Source organism: Streptomyces sp. HUAS MG56 (genome assembly GCF_058673395.1).
Window position 1 is genome coordinate 3,378,121 of sequence record NZ_CM178722.1, and the last position, 22,377, is coordinate 3,400,497.

The window sequence follows — 22,377 nt, forward strand, 5'->3', positions numbered from 1 at the left end:
TACGACACGTAGGAGATGTAATTCCATGACAGACGCACTCAAGCGCCTCTCCGAGGAAGGCGTCGCGATCTGGCTGGACGACCTGTCGCGCAAGCGGATCACGTCCGGCAACCTCGCCGAGCTGATCGACCAGCAGCACGTCGTGGGCGTCACCACCAACCCGACGATCTTCCAGAAGGCGATCAGCGGCGGCGACGGCTACGAGCAGCAGCTCACGGATCTCGCCGCCCGCAAGGTCACCGTCGACGAGGCCATCCGCATGATCACGACGGCGGACGTCCGTGACGCCGCCGACATCCTGCGCCCGGTCTTCGACGCCACCGACGGCCAGGACGGCCGGGTCTCCATCGAGGTCGACCCCCGTCTGGCCCACCACACCAGGGCGACGGTCGCCGAGGCCAAGCAGCTGGCCTGGCTGGTGGACCGCCCCAACACCCTGATCAAGATCCCGGCCACCAAGGCGGGTCTGCCGGCGATCGCCGAGGTCATCGGCCTCGGCATCAGCGTCAACGTGACGTTGATCTTCTCGCTGGAGCGCTACCGCGCGGTGATGGACGCCTACCTCACCGGTCTGGAGAAGGCGAAGGAGCGCGGCCTCGACCTGTCGCTCATCCGCTCCGTGGCGTCGTTCTTCGTGTCCCGTGTGGACACCGAGATCGACAAGCGGCTGGACGGCATCGGCACCGACGAGGCCAAGGCGCTGCGCGGCAAGGCCGCCGTCGCCAACGCGCGCCTCGCCTACCAGGCGTACGAGGAGGTCTTCTCCTCCGACCGCTGGCAGGCGCTGGAGAACGCGGGCGCCCGCAAGCAGCGTCCGCTGTGGGCGTCGACCGGCGTGAAGGACCCGGCGTACCAGGACACGATGTACGTCACCGACCTGGTCGCGCCGAACACGGTCAACACCATGCCGGAGGCCACCCTGGAGGCCACCGAGGACCACGGTGAGATCACCGGCGACACCATCACCGGCACCTACGAGCAGGCCCGCGCCGACCTCGATGCGCTGGAGAAGCTCGGGATCTCGTACGACGACGTGGTCCAGGTGCTGGAGGACGAGGGCGTCGAGAAGTTCGAGGCGTCCTGGATCGACCTGCTGAAGTCGACCGAGGCGGAGCTCAAGCGCCTCACCCCCTCGGAGGGCTGATTTGTCACCCCTCGTCGGATCCGGAGCGAACCCGCTTCGTGACCCCGCCGACCGACGGCTCCCGCGTATCGCGGGGCCGTCGGGCCTGGTGATCTTCGGCGTCACGGGCGACCTGTCGCGCAAGAAGCTGATGCCCGCGGTGTACGACCTCGCCAACCGGGGTCTGCTGCCGCCGGGCTTCTCGCTGGTGGGCTTCGCCCGCCGCGAGTGGGAGAACGAGGACTTCGCCCAGGAGGTCCACGACGCCGTCAAGGCGCACGCCCGCACGCCGTTCCGTGAGGAGGTCTGGCAGCAGCTCATCCAGGGGATGCGCTTCGTCCAGGGCACCTTCGACGACGACGACGCCTTCGAGCGGCTGCGCGCCACCATCGAGGAGCTGGACAAGGCACAGGGCACGGGCGGCAACTTCGCCTTCTACCTGTCGGTGCCGCCGCGCTCCTTCCCGGTGGTCATCCAGCAGCTGAAGAAGCACGGGCTGGCCGACCAGTCGGGCGGTTCCTGGCGGCGCGCCGTCATCGAGAAGCCCTTCGGCCACGACCTGAAGTCGGCCGAGGAGCTGAACAAGGTCGTGCACGAGGTGTTCGAGCCGGACCAGGTGTTCCGGATCGACCACTACCTCGGCAAGGAGACCGTCCAGAACATCCTGGCGCTGCGCTTCGCCAACACGATGTTCGAGCCGATCTGGAACCGGTCCTTCGTGGACCACGTGCAGATCACCATGGCCGAGGACATCGGCATCGGCGGCCGCGCCGGCTACTACGACGGCATCGGCGCCGCCCGTGACGTCATCCAGAACCACCTCCTCCAGCTCATGGCGCTCACCGCCATGGAGGAGCCCGCCTCCTTCGGCGCGGACGCGCTGGCCGCCGAGAAGGAGAAGGTGCTCGGCGCCGTACGGCTGCCGAAGGACCTGGGCGCCTCGACCGTGCGCGGACAGTACGCGGGCGGCTGGCAGGGCGGCGAGAAGGTCATCGGCTACCTCGAAGAGGACGGCATCGACGCCAAGTCGAAGACCGACACCTACGCCGCGATCAAGCTGGAGGTCGACAACCGCCGCTGGGCGGGCGTCCCCTTCTATCTGCGTACCGGCAAGCGCCTGGGCCGCCGGGTCACCGAGATCGCGGTGGTCTTCCAGCGGGCCCCGCACTCCCCCTTCGACCACACGGCGACGGAGGAGCTGGGCCAGAACGCGATCGTCATCCGTGTCCAGCCCGACGAGGGCATCACGGTCCGCTTCGGCTCCAAGGTGCCGGGCACCTCGATGGAGATCCGGGACGTGTCGATGGACTTCGCCTACGGCGAGTCGTTCACCGAGTCGAGCCCGGAGGCGTACGAGCGCCTGATCCTGGACGTGCTGCTGGGCGACGCCAACCTCTTCCCGCGCACGGAGGAGGTCGAGCTGTCCTGGAAGATCCTCGACCCGATCGAGCAGTACTGGGACAAGCACGGCAGGCCCGCGCAGTACCCGTCGGGCACGTGGGGCCCCGCCGAGGCGGACGAGATGCTCGCACGAGACGGACGGAGCTGGCGGCGGCCATGAAGATAGACCTGACCGACACCACCGCCGGCGACATCAACAAGGCGCTCGTCCGGGGCCGCCGGGCCATCGGCACGCCGGCCGTGGGCATGGTCCTGACCCTCGTCATCGTGACCGACGAGGAGAACGCCTACGACGCGCTGAAGGCCGCGGGCGACGCGTCGCGCGAGCATCCCTCGCGCACGCTCGTGGTCATCAAGCGGGTTTCCCGCACCCCGCGCGACCGTACGACGTCCCGGCTGGACGCCGAGGTGCGGGTGGGCGCGGACGCGGGTACCGGCGAGACGGTCGTCCTGCGGCTGTACGGCGAGGTGTCCGACCACGCCGACTCGGTCGTGCTGCCGCTGCTGCTGCCGGACGCCCCGGTCGTGGTGTGGTGGCCGGTGAACGCCCCGGTGGACCCGGCGAAGGACCCGCTGGGCGCGCTCGCCCAGCGCCGGGTCACCGACACCTATACCGCCGAGCAGCCGGTGCGGGAGCTGTCGGCCCGCGCCGAGGCCTACACGCCCGGCGACACCGACCTGTCCTGGACCCGGATCACGCCGTGGCGCTCGATGCTCGCGGCGGCCCTGGACCAGGTCACCTGCGAGGTGCGGGGCGTCGAGGTGGAGGGCGAGGAGTTCAACCCGAGCTGTGAGCTGCTGGCGATGTGGCTCGCGAACCGGCTGGACGTCCCCGTCCGGCGCTCCCTGTCCTCCGGCCCCGGTCTGACGGCCGTGCGCATGGAGACCACCTGCGGCCCGATCGTGCTGGACCGCGCGGACGGTTCGCTGGCCACGCTGGCCATCGAGGGCCAGCCGGCCCGCGCGGTGGCGCTGAAGCGGCGGGAGACCGCCGAGCTGATCGCGGAGGAGCTGCGCCGGCTCGACCCGGACGACACCTACGCGTCGGCGCTGCGCTACGGCGTGGAGCGGCTGAACACGGCGCCGGAACCCACGGCTTCCGAGCCGGAGGCCGCCGAGGCGCCCGCGCCCGCGAAGAAGGCGGCGGCCAAGACCGCCAAGAAGGCCCCGGCACGGAAGGCGGCGGCGAAGTGAGCACTCCGCAGCTGGTCGTCCACCGCGACAAGGAGCTGATGGCGCAGGCCGCCGCGGCCCGTCTGATCACGAAGATCGTGGACGCGCAGGCCTCCCGGGGCACCGCGTCCGTGGTCCTCACCGGTGGCCGCAACGGCAACGGCCTGCTGGCCGCGCTGGCGGCGGCGCCCGCGCGGGACGCCATCGACTGGGGCCGGCTCGACCTGTGGTGGGGCGACGAGCGCTACCTCCCCGAGGGCGACCCCGAGCGCAATGTCACGCAGGCCCGCGAGGCGCTGCTGGACTCGGTACCGCTGGACCCGGAGCGCGTGCACGCCATGCCCGCCTCCGACGGCCCGTACGGCAGGGACGTCGAGGCGGCTGCGGAGGCGTACGCGGCGGAGCTGGCGAAGGCGTCCGGGCCGGAGAACCACGGCTCGGTGCCCACCTTCGACGTGCTCATGCTGGGCGTCGGCCCGGACACCCATGTGGCCTCGCTCTTCCCGGAGTTGCCGGCCGTACGGGAGACCGAGCGCACGGTGGTCGGCGTGCACGGCGCGCCCAAGCCGCCGCCGACCCGGATCAGTCTGACCCTGCCCGCGATCCGCGCGGCCCGCGAGGTGTGGCTGCTCGCGGCCGGTGCGGACAAGGCGGAGGCCGCGGCCATCGCCCTGTCGGGCGCGGGCGAGATCCAGGCTCCGGCGGCGGGCGCGTACGGGCGGCAGCGCACCCTGTGGCTGCTGGACTCCGCGGCGGCTTCGCAGCTGCCCCGGTCGCTGTATCCGCCGTCGTCGCCGTGACGACCGGCTGTGGGTAGGGGCGGCGGGGACCTCGGTCCCCGCCGCTTCTCATTTCACGGAACCCGCCATCACGCCCTGCACGAAGTGCCGCTGGAACGCGAAGAACACCACGACCGGAACGATCAGGGACAGGAACGCACCCGGGGCCAGGACGTCGATGTTGCTGCCGAACTGGCGTATCTGTGACTGGAGTTGAACGGTCAGCGGCTGGGACGAGCTGTCGGCGAAGAGCAGGGCGACCAGCATGTCGTTCCACACCCACAGGAACTGGAAGATGGCGAGCGAGGCGAGCGCCGGGCGCCCGACCGGCAGGACCAGCCGGGTGAAGATGCGCCATTCGCTGCCGCCGTCCATCCGTGCCGCCTCCAGCATCTCCTTCGGCATCTCCGCGAAGTAGTTCCGCAGCAGGAACACCGCGAAGGGCAGGCCGTAGGCGACATGGAAGAGGACGACTCCGGGGATGGTGCCGAACAGGCCCAGCGCGCCGAAGAGTTTGGCCACCGGGAGCAGACCGATCTGCACCGGCACCACCAACAGGGCCACCACCAGCAGGAAGAGCGGTTCCCTGAGCGGGAAGTCCAGCCAGGCGAAGGCGTATCCGGCGAGGGCCGCGATGACGACGACCAGGGTGGTCGCCGGCACCGAGATCAGCACCGTGTTCCAGAAGGCCTGGGTGATGCCGGAGTTCTTCAGCAGCGCCGTGTAGTTGTCGAAGGACAGCCGGCCGGGACTCGTCAGGGCCGTCCACCAGCCGCCCTTGGCGCTGTCCTCGGACGATCGCAGCGAGGACACGAACAGTCCCGCCAGCGGGGTCAGCCAGACCAGGCCGATCACCACCAGGAAGGCCTGCACGAGGCCGTTGCCGAGCCCCCTCCTGACCGCGTTCATCGCTGACTCCTTCTGAATCGGCGGACGTTGAAGACCATCGCGGGGATGACCAGGAGCAGCAGGAGCACGCCGAGGGCACTGCCGAGGCCCTGGTTGTTGCCGCCGCCGAAGGACACGAGCCACATCTGGGTCGCGAGGACGGTGGCGTCCTCCTGCACCGGTCCGGGCGCGATGATGTAGACGAGGTCGAAGACCTTCATCACATTGATCACCAGGGTCACGAAGACCACGGTCAGCACGGGGGCCAGCAGCGGCACGGTGATGCGGCGGAAGATCTGCCACTCGTTCGCGCCGTCCATCCGGGCCGCCTCCAGCGCGTCCCGGGGCAGCGTGGAGAGCCCCGCGCCGATCAGCACCATCGCGAAGCCGGTCCAGATCCACAGGTACGCGCCGATGATCGCCGGGGTGACGAGGGCCGGGCCCAGCCAGGAGACGCCCTGGTAGGGCTGGGCGAAGTTGGACTGCGGCAGCCGCACCGTGTACGACCCGGCGGCGAGCCCGGGCAGGCGGAAGGAGCCGTCGGCCGCGGTGGTCGCGCTCGCGACCGCCTTGCCGTCGCGCACCGCCTGGACCGTCATCCCGGGCAGGCCGCTCTCCTTCGGGTCGACCTTGCCCTGCCGGCCGCCCCCGCCGGGGGTGAAGTCCAGGTAGACGACTCCGCGCAGTTCGCCCGGGGCCGCCTGCTTCGCGGCGGCCGGGTACGCGGGCGCGGCGTTCTTCGGCAGGTCCCCCGGCAGCACGCCGACCATCGGGAGCGTCACGGACTCGCCCGCCCGGGCCGTCGTCCGCCAGGAGCCGTCGCGGTCCTCGGTCAGCAGACCCGCGCGCCCGCGGGCCGTCGGGTAGGCCGACGTGCTCCGGAAGGCGTCGTGGACGGAGACGACGGCCGCGTTGAGCACGCCCTTGTTCGGGTCCTCGTCGTAGGCGAGGCGGAAGACGATGCCGGCGGCGAGGAAGGACACCGCCATCGGCATGAAGAGCAGGAGCTTGAAGGCGGTGGCCCAGCGGACCTTCTCCACCAGCACGGCCAGGATCAGGCCGAGCCCGGTCAGCAGGGCCGGGGCCACGACGACCCAGATCGCGGTGTTGCGGATGGCCTTCAGGGTGGCCGGGTCGCGGAACATCCCGGTGTAGTTGCCGGCGCCGACGAAGCGGGTGCCGGAGGCGTCGAAGAAGCTGCGGCCGACGGAGAACAGCACCGGGTAGACGACGAGCGCGCCGAGCAGGAGCAGCGCCGGGAAGACGAAGAGCAGGGCGATCAGCCGGGCGCGCCGCCGGCCGCGGCGCCCGCGCGCCGGGCCGGCGGCCCGCGGGCCCGCCTGCTGTTTCACGAGGGTGGTGGCGGTCATGTGCGGTCGCCGCTCAGTTCCCGTAGGCCTTGGCCGCGGCGGACTCCAGCTGCGCCGCGGTCGCCTTCGGGTCCGAGGGGTCGCGCAGGAAGTCCTGGAGCAGCTTCCACTCCCCCGCGCCCTTGGTGCCGCCGAAGGCGGCGGGCGCCTGGTCGGACATGTCGAAGCGGACCGAGTCGCCCGCGCCGACGAGGGACTTGGCGGTGGCGCGGGTGACGTCGTCGGCGTACGAGGCGGGGTCGAGCTTCCTGTTCGGGGACAGGAAGCCGCCCGCCTTCGCCCAGACGGCCGCCGCCTCGGGGGTGGCGAGGTACTCCAGCAGCTTCATGCCGGCCGTGGCGTTCTTGGCGTCCTTGAGGACGACCGCCGCGTCGCCGCCGCTGACGACCGGTGCCGTGCCGCCGTCGACCGCGGGGAAGGGGAAGAAGTCCGCGTCCTTGCCGATGCTCTTCCCGAACTGGTCGTGGGCGACGCCGGCCACGAAGTCGCCCTCGTAGACCATGCCGGCCTCGGGCTTGGGTCCGAACACCTTCTCCACCGAGCCGGGGAAGTCCGTGTTCAGTGCCTCCTTCTGGCCGCCCGCGACGAGCTGCTTGTCCTTGAAGAGCGTGCCGAGGGTGGTGAGCGCCCTGACGACGGAGGGGTCGGTCCACTTGAGCTGGTGGGTGGCGAGGGCGTCGTACTTCCGGGGTCCGGCCTGGGAGAGGTAGACGTTCTCGAACCAGTCGGTGAGGGTCCAGCCGTCCTCGCCGCCGACGGCGAAGGCGGCGAGCCCGGAGTCGGAGATCGTGTGCCCGTCCTTGAGCATCTCGTCGTACGTCTTCGGCGGCTTGACGCCGGCCTGGGCGAGCGCGCCGGGGCTGTACCACACGGTGGACTTGTGGGCGGCCTTGAAGTAGAGGCCGTACAGGGTGCCGCCGACGCTGCCGTAGTTCTGCCACACGGGCGCGTAGTCGGCGGTGATCGTCTGCCGGGCCGTCGGTGACAGCGGCTTGAGCCAGCCCTTCTTGGCGAACTGCTGGAGCACGCCGACCTGCGGGACCATCACGACGTCGGGTGCGTTGCCGCCCTCGATCTTGCTGCCGACGACGGTGGAGACGTTGTCGCCGGTGGAGACGAACTGGGTCTTGGCGCCGGTCTTCGCGGTGAACGCGTCCAGCACCTTCTGGAAGTTCTTCTGTTCGGCTCCGGACCAGACACCGGCCACGGTGACGGTCTGGCCGCTGAGCGCCTTGTCGCCGCCGCCGGCCGCGACCGGTCCGCCGCCGCAGGCGGTGGCGCCGAGCGCGAGGGCGAGGGCGGTACAGCTGGTGAGCAGGGTCGTACGTCGTCGCATCATCGTTGACGGGCCTTTCGTGCGGGGAAGTCGGCGGAGGATCTACAGGTCGTTCAGCCACCAGGCGGCCGTGGAGCCGGGCAGGACGCCGGGCGGGCAGGGGCCGCTGGACAGCAGGGGGGTGCCGGAGACCGGCGCGGGCACGGGGGCGGTGGTGAAGTTGACGGCGCAGACGAGGTCGTCGCCGCGGGCGAAGGCGAGGACGCCGGGCGGGGTGTCCAGCCAGCGCAGGGTTCCCTCGCCCAACTGGGGCAGTGAGCGCCGCAGTTGGAGGCCGTCGCGGTACAGGTGCCAGAAGGAGCGGGTGTCGGCGAGGGCGCGGTCGGTGGCGTGGGCGGCGAAGTAGTCCGGCTGCGGCAGCCAGGGTTTGGCGGACTCGGCGCCGGAGGTGAAGCCGAACGGCGAGGCCTGCCCGGACCAGGGCAGCGGCACCCGGCAGCCGTCGCGGATGCGGGCGCGGCTGCCGGTGCGGCGGAAGATCGGGTCGGTGAGCACGTCGTCGGGCAGGTCGACGACCTCGGGCAGTCCCAGTTCCTCGCCCTGGTAGATGTACGCGGCTCCGGGCAGCGCCAGCATCAGCAGCGCGGCGGCGCGGGCGCGGGCGGCGCCCAGGGGCTGCGTCGGAAGTGGCGTCGTCGTGGGGGTACCTCCCGCCCGAGCCGGGCGGAGCTCGGTTCGAGGGTGGGGGAGCGTGCTCTCGGCGTGCCGGGCGGAAGCACTCGTACTGGACGTACTTGGGCTTTCGCCCGGTGCGGCGAGTGGGGGCACCTCCCACGCCCTTGAGGCAGTGGGGGAGCGTGCAAGGAGTCGCCCGGCAGGCGCCACTTCCGACGCAGCCCCTGGACCGCTGCCTTCGGTGACGGGTTCGCCGTAGCGGGTGACGGTGCGGACCTGGTCGTGGTTGTTGAGGACCCAGGTGACCGTGGAGCCGGTGCCGGCGATGTCCTGCATGGCCTCGGAGACGACCTTGCGGAAGGCGTCGGCGTCCCAGGGGGCGCCGAGCAGGTCGAAGAAGAAGGCCTGGTGGAGTTCGTCCGGGCGGACGTAGAGGGCGTGTTCGCGGGCGGTGGGCACGGAGACCTCGCCGACGAGGAGGCGTTCGCGGCCGTCGCGGGCCGTGTACTCCTCGCATGTCGCGCGCCACTGCCGCCACACCTCGTGCACCTCGGGCTGGTTCCAGGCGAGCGGATTGACCGAGTCGCGGGTGCGGGCGTCGGCCTCGGGGTCGTCGGAGTCGGGCAGTTCGGGGTGCTTGAACAGGCCGGCGGCGACGTCGATGCGGAAGCCGTCCACGCCCCGGTCGAGCCAGAAGCGCAGGGTCCGGTCGAACTCGGCGGGGATCTCGGGATGACGCCAGTTCCAGTCCGGCTGTTCGGGCGTGAACATGTGCAGGTACCACTGGCCGTCGCCGACTCTGCTCCAGGCGGGGCCGCCGAACATGGCGTGCCAGTTGTTGGGCGGCTCGGCGCCACCCTGGCCACGGCCGTCGGCGAAGTGGAAGCGGGCGCGGGCCGGGCTGCCGGGTGCGCTGTCCAGGGCCTCGCGGAACCAGGGGTGCTCGCTGGAGCAGTGGTTGGGGACGATGTCGAGGAGCACCTTGATGCCGAGCCGGTGGGCGGCCGTCATCAGCAGGTCGAACTCGGCGAGGTCACCGAAGAGCGGGTCGACTGCGCGGTAGTCGGCCACGTCGTAGCCGTGGTCGTGCTGCGGCGAGGGGTAGAACGGGCTCAGCCAGATGCCGTCGACGCCGAGCTTCTTCAGGTACGGCAGCCCCGCGCGGACCCCGGCGAGATCGCCGATGCCGTCGCCGGTGCTGTCCAGAAAGCTGCGGACGTAGACCTGGTAGATCACCGCGTCACGCCACCAGCCGTCGTACTTACTCAACATGCATGCATGTTAGGTAGGAGTCTCGCGAGGGTGTCAACGAAGTGAACGGAAACTACTGGCCAGTTGCCTGACCATAATGGGGCAAATCGCCGCAATGAGCCGTCAGTCGTGATGACGGCGTTACCTAACAAGTAACTAGCGACGGGCGACGGCGTCGAGTTCGCCGGCCAGCCGGCGCACGGCCTGCTCGGGCGTCTCGCGGCCGGTCAGGGCGCTGTACACCACCGCCTGCACCACCAGGCTGACCTGGTCGTAGTGCGCGCTCTTGGGGCGCGGCGCGGCGGTGAGCACGGCGGTGCGCAGGGTCGGCAGATAGGGGAACCGCCGGATCAGCGCCGGATCCTGGTACAGCGCGGCGCGTACGGGCGGCAGCGCGCCCCGGACGAGCACCTGGCGCTGGACCTGCGCGCTGGTGAGGTAGGCGATCAGGCGCGCGGCGGAATCGGGGTGCCGGGCATGGGAGTTGACCGCGAGATTGGAGCCGCCGAGGACGCTGGTCCCCGACCCGTCGGGGCCGGGCAGGGGTACGGCGCCGATCTTCCCGGCGACCCGGGAGCCCTTGGCGGAGGCGACGGCGTAGGCGTAGGGCCAGTTGCGCAGGAAGAGCAGCCTGCCGTCCTGGAAGGCCTGCTTGGACTCCTCCTCCTTCCAGGTCAGCGCCGCCTTCGGGATCCAGCCCTCGCGGACCCCGCGGGCGAGGAAGCCGATGCCCTCGCGGGCGGCGGCCGAGTCGACGGTGACCCGGGTGCCCTCGTCGCCGAGGATGGTGCCGCCCGCCGAGTACACGGCCTCGGCCGCGTTGACGGTGAGGCCCTCGTAGGGCAGGAACTGGCCCGCGTAGCCGTCGAGCCCGTACTTCGGCGCGATGGTCCTCGCGTCGCGCTCCAGCTCGGCCCAGGTGCGCGGCGGCGGCACGCCCGCCTCGGCGAGGACGTCCTTGCGGTACAGCAGGAGCCCGGCGTTCGTGACGTACGGGACCGCGTACAGCCGTCCCTCGTAGGTGGCCGTGTTCACGACGGGCGGCAGGAAGCTCTTCAGCGGGAAGCGGTCCGGGGGCAGCGGGCGGATCCAGCCGGCCGCCGCGAACTCCGGGGTCCAGTTGACGTCGATGTTGAGGACGTCGAAGCGGCTGCGGTCGCCGCCGCGCAGATCGGTCGTCATCTGCGCATGGGTCTCGTCCGCGGAGTCCGGCAGCTCGACGAGGGTGACCTTCTCGCCGGGGTGGGTGCGGTTCCAGCCCTGGAGCAGCGGGCCGAGATAGCCGGTGAGGTCGCCGGCGGTGGCCAGGGTGAGCGGGCCGCGCCCCTCGTCCGTGCCCTCCTCGGCGCGGGCACCGGAGGTGACGTACCCGGCCGTGATCACGGCGAGAACGAGGAGGCCCCTACCGGCGGCGCGTATCCACCGCATAGGTTCCTCCCTGAACACGTACACACGGCTCCGGGCACCCTCGCCCCGGGAGTCAGAGGCCATGTATACCTGTTAGGTATGGGCGATACTAGGGCCTGGAGCACATTGTGAGCAGACAGGAGGACAGCACGAGTGCGCCTTGCCCTCCTGGCACTCCTCGCCCGCGGCCCCGCCCACGGCTACGAGCTGAAGCAGGACCTTGAGCAACTGCTCGGCTCCGCGTACCCTCAGCCCAACGTCGGCCAGATCTACGTCACCCTCGGCCGCCTGGAGAAGTCCGGGCTGATCGAGGGCGAGGACGTCGAGCAGTCCAGCCGGCCCAACAAGAAGGTCTACCACCTCACCGACGCCGGGCGGGAGGCGCTGCACGTCTGGTTCGAGGAGACCGAGGACGAGCCGCGGGTGCGGGACGAGTTCTTCATGAAGCTCGCCCTCGCCCCGCAGACCGGTCTCGCCGACCAGATCGCCCTCATCAACAAGCAGCGGCGCCAGTACCTCAACACCATGCGCAGCCTGTCGAAGCTGGCCGCGGCCGAGAACCGGGACAACCGAATCGCCCAGTTGCTGATCGAGGGCGCGATGCTGCATCTGCAGGCCGACCTCGACTGGCTGGAGCGGTGCCAGGAGGAACTGGAATGAGCGAGGACCGTGTTCCGGTGCTCCGCGCCGAGGGGCTGGTCAAGACACACCACGGCGAGGGCGCGCCCGCGCACGCCGTCCGCGGGGTCGACCTGAGCGTGGCCCGGGGCGAGTTCGTGGCGATCACCGGTCCGTCCGGCGCCGGGAAGTCGACACTGCTGCACCTGCTGGGCGGGCTCCAGCGGCCGGACGAGGGCAGCATCTGGCTGGACGGCCGGTGCACGGACTCGTTCGGGGAGGCGCGCTGGGCGGTGGAACGCCGCAAGGCCATCGGGATCGTCTTCCAGTTCTTCAACCTGGTCTCGAACCTGTCCGTCGCCGACAACGTCGAACTGCCCGCCCTGCTCGCCGGCACCCCGCCGAAGCAGGCCCGCGCCGAGCGCGAGGCGCTGCTGGCCGAGCTGGGCCTCGCCGGCAAGGAGCGCGGCATGCCGGGCGAGCTGTCCGGGGGTGAGCAGCAGCGGGTCGCCCTCGCCCGGGCCCTGGTCAACCATCCGCCGCTGCTGCTGGCCGACGAGCCCGCGGGCAGCCTGGACAGCAAGGGCACCCGCGAGGTGATGCGGCTGCTGTCCCGCTTCCACGCACGCGGCCAGACGATCGTGCTGGTCACCCATGACGCCCGGCTGGCGAGCGCCGCGGACCGGGTGATCAGCTTCTTCGACGGCCGGATAGTCGACGACGCCGCGCTGGACGGTGCGCCGCCGCGCCGCGCCGGCATCTCCGGCGTGCTGGAGCTGAAGGACTGACCGTGCTCGATCTCAGGGACGTGCGGGCCACCCTGCGCTGGGCGCACTCCGACCTGCGGACGCATCGCGGCGAGGCGCTGTTCCTCGTGCTGGCCACCGCCGGCATCGTCGCCTCGCTGCTGCTGGCCGCCGCCCTGTTCGGCTATGCGACCAACCCCTGGCAGCGGACCTTCGCCGAGGCGCGCGGGGCGCACGTGTGGATCCACACCGCGTCGTCCGCGGACACCGGCAGGCTCGCCCGGCTGGACGGCGTCGCGTCCGTCGCCGGCCCCTATCGCACCGAGTCCGTCACCGTCGCCTCGCGCGGCGCCCGTGCCTCCGTGGAGCTGCGCGGCACCGCGCAGCTGCCCTCCGTCGGCCGGCCGCTGCTCACCGCCGGACACTGGCTGGATCCGGCCGAGCCGGACGGCGTGGTGCTGGAGAGCGGCCTCGCCCGTGCCCTGCTGGCCGAGCCCGGAGACACCCTCACGCTGCCCGGCACCCGTCGCACCCTGACCGTCGAGGGCATCGCCGACAGCGCCGAGCCGTCCTACAGCCCCGGCGAGCAGCCGGGCCTGGTCTGGGCCCGGCCGGCCGCGCTGCGGGCGCCCGGCGGCCAGGTCATCGGGCTGCGGCTCGGCGATCCGGCCGACACGGACTACGCGGTGCAGCGCGCCGTCACCGTGCTGGGCGCGGGCGCGGTCGGCGAGGTCTCCACCTGGCAGCAGGCCCGCGCCGCGGCACAGGGGGACAACCGCCTGCTCGGGCAGGTGCTCGGCCTGTTCGGACTCGGCGCGCTGATCGCCGCCGGACTCGCCGTGCACGGGGCGATCGCCACCCGGATCCGTGGCCATCTGCGCGACCTGTCGGTGCTGAAGGCGATCGGCTTCACCCCCGGCCAGGTCGTCCGGATCTTCCTGCTCCAGCACCTCGCCTACGCCCTGCTCGGCGCCGTGGCCGCCGCCGCCCTCACCCGGACGCTGGGCAGCCGGATCCCCGGGCGGCTCGGCGACGCCGTGGGCGTGTGGCAGGGGCTGCCCGGACACGCCATGGCGCTGTTGGCGGTGCCCCTCGGCGCGGTGCTGTTCATCGGCCTGACCACGGGCCTCGCGGCCTGGCGGGCCGGACGGGTGCCGCCGGTCCCGGTGCCGCGCCCGGCCGCGGCGACAGGCGGACGGCTCACCGGCCCGGCCCGGCGGGCGCTCGGAATGCGTCTGCCGGCCGCGCTGGTCCTCGGCTTTCACAAGCTGCTGACAGGGCGCGGACGCTCGCTGACCACCGTGGCCCGTCTCACCCTGCCGTTGCTGCTGATCGTGGTGGCGCTCAGCGCATGGACCACGATCGACCGGTTCCACACCGACCCGGCCCGGGTCGGTCTGCCCACCTCGCTCACGGTCCGCACGGACGGCACACCGGCGCCGGCGGACCTGCGGTCCCTGCTGGCCGGCGACTCCCGCGTCGCCGCCGTCTATCCGGGCGTCGAACTGGCCGCGCTGGTACCCGGGCAGACCGCGACCATCGCCCTGCGCGGTCTCGGCACCGACGCCCGCCCCTACCCCTACGCCCTCGCCGAGGGCCGGGCCGCGCACGGACCGGACGAGGCGGTGGCCGGGCAGGGGCTGCTGGACCTGCTGCACGCGCGGGTCGGCGACTGGGTACGGATGACGGTCGGCGACCGGCCGCAGATCCTGCACATCGTCGGCCGCAGCATCGAACCGCAGAACGCCGGCCGGGTCGTGACGGCCTCCCTGGACACCCTCCGCGAGAACGACCCGCAACTGGCCCCGGCCTTCTACGAGCTGCGGCTGCGCCCGGACGCCGACCCGCACCGGGTGGCCGCCGCGCTCACCGCCGCCGGCCGGGGCCACCTGGACGTGCACGCCGTGACCAACCCGGCCGACGGGCTATCCCCGCTGCGCGCGGTCGTCGCCGGGCTGATCGCCGTACTCGCCCTCATCGGGCTGGTGGAACTGCTGACCGCGATCGGCGGCAGCGTCCGCGAGGGCGAGCGCGACGTGCTCGCCTTCAAGGCGATCGGCATGTCCCCGCGGCAGATCACCGCGATCACCGTCACGGCCACGAGCGCCACGGCCCTGGCCGCGACGCTCACCGCCACGGCCCTCGGCCTGCCACTGGCCCGCCGGCTCATCGACGCCCAGGGCGCCTCCAGCGGAATCGGCGCGGGGATCGCCCGCTTTCCCTCCCCCGGACTGCTGCTCGCGCTGGGCACGGCCACCGTCCTGGGAGCAGCCGGACTCGCCGCACTCCCCGCCACCCGCACGGCACGCCGACGACTCGCGGACACGCTGAGCGCGGTGGCCTGAGCCGGCGCCCGGCCCTGCGCGGACCCGGCGATCACCGGGGGCGCACGGGAGCCGGGCGACCGCGGCGCGGTCGGCTCCCGTGCGTACCGGGTCGGCTGTGTGTAGCCGGTTCAGCTGTGTGTGCCTGCCGGCTGTACGCCGGTCAGCTGCGGCCGCGCAGGGCGCGGTACTTGGCGACCAGGGCCTTGGTCGAGGCGTCCAGGCCCGGCACCTCCGCGCCCTCGGTCAGGGCGGGCTCGACGCGCTTGGCGAGGACCTTGCCCAGCTCCACGCCCCACTGGTCGAAGGAGTCGATGTTCCACACCGCGCCCTGCACGAAGACCTTGTGCTCGTAGAGGGCGACGAGCTGGCCGAGGACGGACGGGGTGAGTGCCCGGGCCAGGATGGTCGTGGTCGGCCGGTTGCCCTGGAAGGTCTTGTGCGCGACCAGTTCCTCGGCCACCCCCTCCGCGCGGACCTCCTCGGCGGTCTTGCCGAAGGCGAGGGCCTGGGTCTGGGCGAAGAAGTTGGCCATCAGCAGGTCGTGCTGCGCCCGGAGTTCACCGCTCAGCTCGGCCACCGGCTCGGCGAAGCCGATGAAGTCCGCCGGGATCAGCTTCGTGCCCTGGTGGATCAACTGGTAGTAGGCGTGCTGCCCGTTGGTGCCCGGCGTGCCCCACACCACCGGCCCGGTCTGCCACTCCACCTCCTTGCCGTCGCGCGCCACGTACTTGCCGTTGGACTCCATGTCCAGCTGCTGGAGATACGCGGTGAACCGCGAGAGGTAGTGGCTGTAGGGCAGGACGGCGTGCGACTGGGCGTCGTGGAAGTTGTCGTACCAGATGCCCAACAGGCCCAGCAGCAGTGGCACGTTGGTCTCGGCGGGGGCGGTGCGGAAGTGCTCGTCGACCAGGTGGAAGCCGTCGAGCATCTCGCGGAAGCGGTCCGGGCCGATCGCGATCATCAGGGACAGGCCGATCGCGGAGTCGTACGAGTAACGGCCGCCGACCCAGTCCCAGAACTCGAACATGTTGGCCGTGTCGATGCCGAACTCGGCGACCTTCCCGGCATTGGTCGACAGGGCGACGAAGTGCTTGGCCACCGCCGCATCGTCACCGAGCGCGGCCACCAGCCAGCTGCGGGCGGAGGTGGCGTTGGTGATCGTCTCGATCGTGGTGAAGGTCTTGGAGGCGATGACGAACAGCGTCTCGGCGGGGTCGAGGTCGCGGGTGGCCTCGTGCAGGTCGGCGCCGTCCACGTTGGAGACGAAGCGGACCGTGAGATCACGGTCGGTGAAGCTGCGCAGCACCTCGTAGGCCATCGCGGGGCCGAGGTCGGAGCCGCCGATGCCGACGTTGACCACGTTCTTGATGCGCTTGCCGGTGTGGCCGGTCCACGCGCCGGAGCGGACGCGGTCGGCGAAGTCGCTCATCTTGTCGAGGACGGCGTGCACCTTGGGGACGACGTTCTCGCCGTCGACCTCGATCACCGCGTCGCGCGGGGCGCGCAGCGCGGTGTGCAGCACGGCACGGTCCTCGGTGACGTTGATCTTCTCGCCCCGGAACATGGCGTCCCGCAGGCCGAAGACGTCCGTGGCGTCGGCCAGCTCGCGCAGCAGCCGCAGCGTCTCGTCGGTGACCAGGTGCTTCGAGTAGTCGACGTACAGATCTCCGACCTGGAGCGTGTATCCCGCACCGCGCCCGGGTTCCGCGGCGAACAGCTCCCTGAGATGGGTGTCGGCCAGCTCCTCCCGGTGCTTGGCGAGAGCCGTCCACTCGGGCGTCTGGTTGAGCCTGGTCCGGCCGTCTGCGTTCATTTCCGACCTCAGCCTTCTTTCCTGCACCTGTCGCGTCCCAACCTAGTTGATCAGGACATGGGACGAGCGGACACAACGCTGTCCGCACGGTCAACAACAGGTACGTCCGTACGACGCACCGGTGTCCGTACCGCGTACAGACGGCACAGGAGGAGGCAGAGCGGGAGGAGGCAGCTCCGGCCCGGCACCAGCGCAGGTGCCCGGCCGGTCGCAATGCCTAGATCTCGCCCCGCAGTTTGGCGAGCGCCTCGGCGAGGATCGCCTCGCCGTCCGCGTCGCTGCGCCGCTCCCGCACATAGGCGAGGTGCGTCTTGTAGGGCTCGGTGCGGGGCGGGTCCGGCGGATTGTCCCGGTCCTGGCCGGCGGGGAAGCCGCAGCGCGGGCAGTCCCAAGTCTCGGGAACCTGCGCGTCGCTGGCGAAGCTCGGCTGCGTCTCGTGTCCGTTGGAGCACCAGAAGGAGATGCGCAGACGGGGCGCGGACTCGCCACGCTCGGCCTCGCCCATCGGCCCCGCCCCGACCCGGCTTCCTCGGATCGCGTTGCCACTTGCCACGGTCGTAACTCCCTGCGTGATGGTGCCGCGAAGCGAGTCGGCGTTCCGCTTCGCTGCGAGCGCCTCAGTCTACGTAAGGCCCAACGCGCGTCCAGTGATTGGAGTTACAAGCCCCACACCAAGACGCAAGCCCCATGATAGGCCGCGCTCAGGAGCGCGTACCGAACATGGGGCCTTACCTGCCGAATAGGCGTGATGTGTGTGCTGTGCGCGGGCGCACGGACGCGTCAGCTGTTCGACTTCATCAGCATGCCGAGGACGATGATGCACGCGAACCAGCACACGCCGACCACGATGGTGATCCGGTCGAGGTTGCGCTCGGCGACCGAGGAGCCGCCGACGGAGGACTGCATGCCGCCACCGAACATGTCGGAGAGGCCGCCGCCCTTCCCCTTGTGCATCAGCACCAGCAGCATCAGCAGCAGGCTGAAGACGATCAGGGCGATCGAGAACCCCAAAACCACGGCTGGACCAACTTCCTCGGATACGGATGGACGACTTCGGAGGGACGACGGGGGCACAGCGCACCGGCTGTGCCCCCGCAAGGGTACGACGTATCGCCGCTACCGCCTACTCACAGCGGGTGTCACTGATCGCGGAAGCGCACGATCTTGACGAACTCGTCGGCGTCCAGCGAGGCACCGCCGACCAGGGCTCCGTCGATGTCGGCCTGCGCCATGATCTCGGCGACGTTGCCCGACTTCACGGAACCGCCGTACTGGATGCGGATCTTGTCGGCCACGTCCTGCGAGTAGAGCTCGGCGAGCTTGGCGCGGATGGCGGCGCAGACCTCCTGCGCGTCCTGCGAGCCGCAGACCTTGCCGGTGCCGATGGCCCACACGGGCTCGTAGGCGACCACGATCGTCTCGGCCTGCTCGGCCGTGACGTCCTTCAGACCGCCCTCCAGCTGGGCGAGGGTGTGGGTGACGTGGTTGCCCGCCTCACGGACGTCCAGCTCCTCGCCGACGCACAGGATCGGGGTGAGGCCGTGCTTGTAGGCGGCCTTGACCTTGGCGTTGACGACGTCGTCGGTCTCGTCGTGGTACTGACGGCGCTCGGAGTGGCCGATGACCACGTACGTGCACTTCAGCTTGGACAGCATCGGGCCGGAGATCTCGCCGGTGTAGGCACCGGAGTCGTGCTGCGAGATGTCCTGGGCACCGTACTTGATCTTGAGCTTGTCGCCGTCGACCAGAGTCTGCACGGAGCGCAGGTCGGTGAAGGGCGGCAGGACGGCGACCTCGACGGCCTCGTAGTCCTTGTCGGCCAGGGCGAAAGCGAGCTTCTGGACGTGTGCGATGGCCTCCAGGTGGTTGAGGTTCATCTTCCAGTTGCCCGCCATCAGCGGCGTGCGGGTGGTCATACGGGGTCAGTCCTCCAGTGCGGCGAGGCCGGGGAGCGTCTTGCCCTCAAGGTATTCGAGGGAGGCGCCGCCACCGGTCGAGATGTGGCCGAACGCGTTCTCGTCGAAGCCGAGCGTACGCACGGCCGCGGCGGAGTCACCACCGCCGACGACGGTGAAGCCCTTGGACTCGACGAGGGCCTGGGCGACCGCCCTGGTGCCCTCGGCGTAGTCGGGGTGCTCGAAGACGCCCATGGGGCCGTTCCAGAAGACGGTGGCCGCGTCGGCGAGCTTCGAGGCGTAGAGCTTGCGGGTCTCCGGACCGATGTCCAGGCCCTCCTGGTCGGCGGGGATGGCGTCCGCGGCGACGGTGGTGGAGTTGGCCGGGGCCTTCGTCTTCAGGTCCGGGAACTCCGGCGAGACGAGGACGTCGACGGGGAGCACCAGCTCGACGCCGTTCTTCTCGGCGCGCTCCATGTACTCCGTGACGACCGGGATCTGGTCCTCCTGGAGGAGGGAGATGCCGACCTCGTGGCCCTTGGCCTTGAGGAAGGTGTACGCCATGCCGCCGCCGATGAGCAGGCGGTCGGCCTTGCCGAGGAGCTCGTCGATGACGGCGAGCTTGTCGGAGACCTTGGCGCCGCCGAGCGCGACGACGTAGGGGCGCCTGACGTCCTCGGTGAGCTTCTTCAGGACGCCGACCTCGGTGGCGATGAGGTAGCCGGCGTAGTGCGGCAGCTTCGCCGGCAGGTCGTAGACCGAGGCGTGCTTACGGTGCACGGCGCCGAAGCCGTCACCGACGTAGGCGTCGGCGAGGGCGGCCAGCTGGTCCGCGAAGGCGTCGCGCTCGGCGTCGTCCTTGGACGTCTCGCCGGGGTTGAAGCGCAGGTTCTCGATGACCGCGACCTGGCCGGGCTGGAGGCCGTCGACCGCGTCGTGGGCGGCGGGGCCGACGGTGTCCTGGGCGAAGGCGACCGGGGCGCCGAGCAGCTCGCCGAGGCGTTCGGCGGCGGGCAGCAGCGAGAAGGCGGGGTCCGGTGCGCCCTTGGGCCGGCCCAGGTGCGAGGCGACGACCACCTTGGCGCCGGCCTCGGCAAGGGCCTTGATGGTGGGCAGGACGGCTCGGATACGGCCGTCGTCGGTGATGGTCACGCCGTCCAGCGGCACGTTGAGGTCGGCGCGGACGAAGACCCGCTTGCCGCTCACGCCGGCGGCGAGAAGTTCGTCGATCGTCTTCATTGAGTGGACTCCAAAGGAGGGCTCGTGGTGCACCTGATCGTAAAAGGACGCGGTCCGGGCGTGAGAGCAGGGCCCGGGCAGCGCGTCCCTGCGCTGCCCGGGCCCTGCTCTCACTTCAAGGTGTGCTTCGACGATCAGAGCTGGTTGCCGACGAAGACCGTGAGGTCCACGAGGCGGTTGGAGTAGCCCCACTCGTTGTCGTACCAGCCGATGACCTTCACGTTCTTGCCCTCCTGGACCATGGTCAGGGAGGAGTCGAAGGTGCAGGACGCCGGGGCGTTGACGATGTCGGAGGAGACGATCGGGTCCTCGGTGTAGTCGAGGAGGCCCTTCAGCTCGCCCTCGGCGGCCTTCTGGAAGGCGGCGTTGACCTCTTCCTTGGTGACCTCGCGGCCGAGCTCGACGACCAGGTCGGTCACCGAGCCGGTCGGGACCGGGACGCGCATGGCGATGCCGTCCAGCTTGCCCTTGAGCTGCGGGAGCACCAGGGCGGTGGCCTTGGCGGCACCGGTGGTGGTCGGGATGATGTTCTCGGCGGCGGCACGGGCGCGGCGCAGGTCCTTGTGCGGGAAGTCCAGGATGCGCTGGTCGTTCGTGTACGCGTGCACCGTGGTCATCAGACCCTTGACGATGCCGAAGTTCTCGTCGAGGACCTTCGCCATCGGGGCCACACAGTTGGTGGTGCAGGAGGCGTTGGAGATGACGTGGTGGTTCGCCGGGTCGTACTTGTCCTGGTTGACGCCCATCACGATGGTGATGTCCTCGTCCTTGGCCGGGGCCGAGATGAGGACCTTCTTCGCGCCGCCGGCGATGTGCTTGGCGGCGTCTTCCTTCTTGGTGAAGATGCCGGTCGACTCGATGACGATGTCGACGCCCAGCTCGCCCCAGGGGATGTCGGCCGGGTTGCGCTCGGAGAGCACCTTGATGGTGTGGCCGTCCACGGTGATGGTGTCGGCGGTGTGGGAGACCTCTGCCTTGAGGCGGCCCAGGATCGTGTCGTACTTGAGCAGGTGCGCGGTGGTCGCCGTGTCACCCAGGTCGTTGACAGCCACAACCTCGATGTCGGCACCCTGCTCCAGCAGCGCGCGGAAGTAGTTACGCCCGATGCGGCCGAAGCCGTTGATGCCTACGCGGATCGTCACGAACCGATCTCCTCGTTGGTACGCCGGCCATGCGGTGCCGGCGAGCTCTGTTTGGGATGTCCCCGACCACCACCGACCCTACCTCCCTGGAAGCCCTGGGGTGACATCGAGATGCCCCATACACGGGCAGGCGTTCCGTACCCGCCAGTAGAGGTACGGACCGCCTCGGATCGACTGGGGTTTCGCCCGTATTTGATATGAAATGCCGGGCGATTTTTACTCCGACTTCACTCGTTCGTGAGCGGGTCGGCTCACTTGATCAGCGCCCTCGTGGGGCACGATTGCGCACCGTTGAGAGGACTCCCGCTCACCTGTTGGAACAAGGCGAGCGAGATCTGTCAACGTGGCGACCCTCACGCCCCGAGCACCGCCGCCTACGTCCGGAACAGCGCCCGGTACGCGTCCGCTCCTTCCACGCGGCCGGGCTGCCGACGGGCGGTCCGGCAACGTGCCGGGCGCCCGGCGACGTCTCGCCGGCGGCGCTGACACCGGTGAGGTCGTCAGTGGGGGTGAGGCCCTTGCAGGCGTCGAGCGCGTGCGGGTGCGGGGTGCGGTCAATCCCCTCTGCTACAGCGGCAGTTGGACGCCGGCCGGGGTGGCGCCTTCAGGGGCTCACGCGCCGGGAAAACGAACGTAGGCATCGCTGCCCGCACGGATGCGCCACCGCCACTCCAAGGAGTGAAGCCTGAGCTGACGGCACTGCCGGGGCCGTGCGCTCTGGAGACCTTCCGCCCGTCGCCGCTCTCCCCCGTGAACCACACCCACCCGGTCGCCCGGAAGGACGTCCCGCACCGTGGCCCGGTACTCGTCGAAGGACAGATCGCCCTCGCCGCCGCCGACGCGCGCCCTGGGCGTACGCCGTGGGGAACGCGGCCGGGGCAAAGTCGGCGGCGCTCAGACCGACCGCGGAGGACGGCCGGTCCGGTTGTACGGCGGACTCGGCGACGGAGAGCGCGAAGCGGACGTAGTGAACATCGCGACGCCGTTGGCGTCGGAGGCGTGCCCGTCCGCCTCGCCGTCGGTGGTGTGCAGCGCCGAGGGGACCTGGGAACGGCGCCGGGGATGACTGGATCGCCGGATCGCCGGGCGTGCCGACGAGCGCCTTGCAGAGGTCGTCGCCCTGGCAGGTCTCACTTGCGGGGTCCGGGGACGAATCCTCGTCGTCGTAGCCCCACTTCGTCACCGTTGACGTCCTGCTCCTTGCCGGCTCCTTCGCCGGGACGACGGTGACCCGCGATGGCCCGCCATGACGGC

General features: G+C 70.8%; 18 protein-coding genes and 1 pseudogene. 7 read left to right on the forward strand and 12 right to left on the reverse strand.

Annotated features, from left to right (window positions below):
- The first annotated feature begins 25 nt into the window (after positions 1-25).
- The 4 genes from tal to pgl are packed head-to-tail and all read left to right on the forward strand — an operon-like array spanning position 26 to position 4,497.
- Complete coding sequence (tal, locus tag AC4OXY_RS16105; RefSeq protein ID WP_362819004.1) at positions 26-1,144, forward strand: transaldolase; 1,119 nt, start codon at positions 26-28, stop codon at positions 1,142-1,144.
- A gap of 1 nt (position 1,145) precedes the next feature.
- A complete protein-coding gene (gene zwf / locus AC4OXY_RS16110; RefSeq protein WP_356036398.1) occupies positions 1,146-2,684 on the forward strand; it encodes a glucose-6-phosphate dehydrogenase in 1,539 nt (512 codons plus the stop codon).
- On the forward strand, positions 2,681-3,718 hold the full coding sequence (opcA, locus tag AC4OXY_RS16115) for a glucose-6-phosphate dehydrogenase assembly protein OpcA (RefSeq protein WP_356036395.1): 1,038 nt from the start codon (positions 2,681-2,683) through the stop codon (positions 3,716-3,718). The genes zwf and opcA overlap by 4 nt, the downstream gene beginning before the upstream one ends.
- Positions 3,715-4,497, forward strand: coding sequence for a 6-phosphogluconolactonase (gene pgl, locus AC4OXY_RS16120; protein WP_362819009.1), 783 nt, complete (start codon positions 3,715-3,717; stop codon positions 4,495-4,497). Before opcA ends, pgl begins: the two co-directional genes overlap by 4 nt.
- Before the next feature lie 48 nt (positions 4,498-4,545).
- Here pgl and AC4OXY_RS16125 read toward each other — a convergent pair whose 3' ends face one another.
- From AC4OXY_RS16125 to AC4OXY_RS16145, 5 genes are all read right to left on the reverse strand, one after another.
- Positions 4,546-5,385: a carbohydrate ABC transporter permease gene (locus AC4OXY_RS16125; protein ID WP_356021339.1), complete on the reverse strand. Its 840-nt coding sequence runs from the start codon at positions 5,383-5,385 to the stop codon at positions 4,546-4,548.
- A complete protein-coding gene (locus tag AC4OXY_RS16130; protein ID WP_356021337.1) occupies positions 5,382-6,734 on the reverse strand; it encodes an ABC transporter permease subunit in 1,353 nt (450 codons plus the stop codon). Before AC4OXY_RS16130 ends, AC4OXY_RS16125 begins: the two co-directional genes overlap by 4 nt.
- Before the next feature lie 13 nt (positions 6,735-6,747).
- Positions 6,748-8,073, reverse strand: coding sequence for an ABC transporter substrate-binding protein (locus AC4OXY_RS16135; RefSeq protein ID WP_356021335.1), 1,326 nt, complete (start codon positions 8,071-8,073; stop codon positions 6,748-6,750).
- A gap of 39 nt (positions 8,074-8,112) precedes the next feature.
- Positions 8,113-9,957 (reverse strand): glycoside hydrolase family 13 protein, encoded by a 1,845-nt coding sequence (locus tag AC4OXY_RS16140; RefSeq protein ID WP_491994115.1) that lies wholly within the window; start codon positions 9,955-9,957, stop codon positions 8,113-8,115.
- Between the two features lie 135 nt (positions 9,958-10,092).
- Positions 10,093-11,364, reverse strand: coding sequence for an ABC transporter substrate-binding protein (locus tag AC4OXY_RS16145; protein WP_491994116.1), 1,272 nt, complete (start codon positions 11,362-11,364; stop codon positions 10,093-10,095).
- A 132-nt stretch (positions 11,365-11,496) separates the two neighbouring features.
- Here AC4OXY_RS16145 and AC4OXY_RS16150 point away from each other — a divergent pair, with 132 nt between their 5' ends.
- The 3 genes from AC4OXY_RS16150 to AC4OXY_RS16160 are packed head-to-tail and all read left to right on the forward strand — an operon-like array spanning position 11,497 to position 15,052.
- Positions 11,497-12,003, forward strand: a complete 507-nt coding sequence (locus AC4OXY_RS16150) for a PadR family transcriptional regulator (protein ID WP_356021327.1) — start codon at positions 11,497-11,499, stop codon at positions 12,001-12,003.
- On the forward strand, positions 12,000-12,749 hold the full coding sequence (locus AC4OXY_RS16155) for an ABC transporter ATP-binding protein (protein WP_362819016.1): 750 nt from the start codon (positions 12,000-12,002) through the stop codon (positions 12,747-12,749). Before AC4OXY_RS16150 ends, AC4OXY_RS16155 begins: the two co-directional genes overlap by 4 nt.
- 20 nt (positions 12,750-12,769) lie before the next feature.
- Positions 12,770-15,052 carry an FtsX-like permease family protein gene (locus AC4OXY_RS16160; protein ID WP_491994608.1) on the forward strand — a complete coding sequence of 761 codons (2,283 nt, stop codon included), beginning with the start codon at positions 12,770-12,772 and terminating at the stop codon, positions 15,050-15,052.
- Between the two features lie 142 nt (positions 15,053-15,194).
- On the opposite strand, the gene pgi is transcribed toward AC4OXY_RS16160, so the two are convergent.
- The 7 genes and pseudogenes from pgi to AC4OXY_RS16195 form a co-directional block, all read right to left on the reverse strand.
- Entirely contained in the window at positions 15,195-16,847 is a 1,653-nt protein-coding gene (gene pgi, locus AC4OXY_RS16165; protein WP_356021324.1) for a glucose-6-phosphate isomerase, read from the reverse strand.
- 217 nt (positions 16,848-17,064) lie between these two features.
- Positions 17,065-17,400: an RNA polymerase-binding protein RbpA gene (locus AC4OXY_RS16170; protein ID WP_003976875.1), complete on the reverse strand. Its 336-nt coding sequence runs from the start codon at positions 17,398-17,400 to the stop codon at positions 17,065-17,067.
- A 227-nt stretch (positions 17,401-17,627) separates the two neighbouring features.
- Positions 17,628-17,864 (reverse strand): preprotein translocase subunit SecG, encoded by a 237-nt coding sequence (gene secG / locus AC4OXY_RS16175; RefSeq protein WP_356021321.1) that lies wholly within the window; start codon positions 17,862-17,864, stop codon positions 17,628-17,630.
- Positions 17,865-17,986: 122 nt separating this feature from the next.
- Positions 17,987-18,763, reverse strand: a complete 777-nt coding sequence (tpiA, locus tag AC4OXY_RS16180) for a triose-phosphate isomerase (RefSeq protein WP_362819017.1) — start codon at positions 18,761-18,763, stop codon at positions 17,987-17,989.
- Between the two features lie 6 nt (positions 18,764-18,769).
- Positions 18,770-19,981, reverse strand: coding sequence for a phosphoglycerate kinase (locus tag AC4OXY_RS16185; protein ID WP_491994117.1), 1,212 nt, complete (start codon positions 19,979-19,981; stop codon positions 18,770-18,772).
- 134 nt (positions 19,982-20,115) lie between these two features.
- The gene (gap, locus tag AC4OXY_RS16190; RefSeq protein WP_071381538.1) at positions 20,116-21,123 is read right to left on the reverse strand and encodes a type I glyceraldehyde-3-phosphate dehydrogenase; all 1,008 of its coding nucleotides are present in this window, start codon (positions 21,121-21,123) and stop codon (positions 20,116-20,118) included.
- 719 nt (positions 21,124-21,842) lie between these two features.
- Positions 21,843-22,300: pseudogene (locus AC4OXY_RS16195) on the reverse strand (hypothetical protein); the annotation flags it as partial.
- Positions 22,301-22,377 lie beyond the last annotated feature (77 nt).

Coding starts and splice junctions, on each gene's coding strand:
- tal (WP_362819004.1), top strand. CDS start 26: ATGACAGACGCACTCAAGCGCCTCTCCGAGGAAGGCGTCGCGATCTGG.
- opcA (WP_356036395.1), top strand. CDS start 2,681: ATGAAGATAGACCTGACCGACACCACCGCCGGCGACATCAACAAGGCG.
- AC4OXY_RS16125 (WP_356021339.1), bottom strand. CDS start 5,385: ATGAACGCGGTCAGGAGGGGGCTCGGCAACGGCCTCGTGCAGGCCTTC.
- AC4OXY_RS16130 (WP_356021337.1), bottom strand. CDS start 6,734: ATGACCGCCACCACCCTCGTGAAACAGCAGGCGGGCCCGCGGGCCGCC.
- AC4OXY_RS16135 (WP_356021335.1), bottom strand. CDS start 8,073: ATGATGCGACGACGTACGACCCTGCTCACCAGCTGTACCGCCCTCGCC.
- AC4OXY_RS16140 (WP_491994115.1), bottom strand. CDS start 9,957: ATGTTGAGTAAGTACGACGGCTGGTGGCGTGACGCGGTGATCTACCAG.
- AC4OXY_RS16145 (WP_491994116.1), bottom strand. CDS start 11,364: ATGCGGTGGATACGCGCCGCCGGTAGGGGCCTCCTCGTTCTCGCCGTG.
- AC4OXY_RS16155 (WP_362819016.1), top strand. CDS start 12,000: ATGAGCGAGGACCGTGTTCCGGTGCTCCGCGCCGAGGGGCTGGTCAAG.
- pgi (WP_356021324.1), bottom strand. CDS start 16,847: ATGAACGCAGACGGCCGGACCAGGCTCAACCAGACGCCCGAGTGGACG.
- tpiA (WP_362819017.1), bottom strand. CDS start 18,763: ATGACCACCCGCACGCCGCTGATGGCGGGCAACTGGAAGATGAACCTC.
- AC4OXY_RS16185 (WP_491994117.1), bottom strand. CDS start 19,981: ATGAAGACGATCGACGAACTTCTCGCCGCCGGCGTGAGCGGCAAGCGG.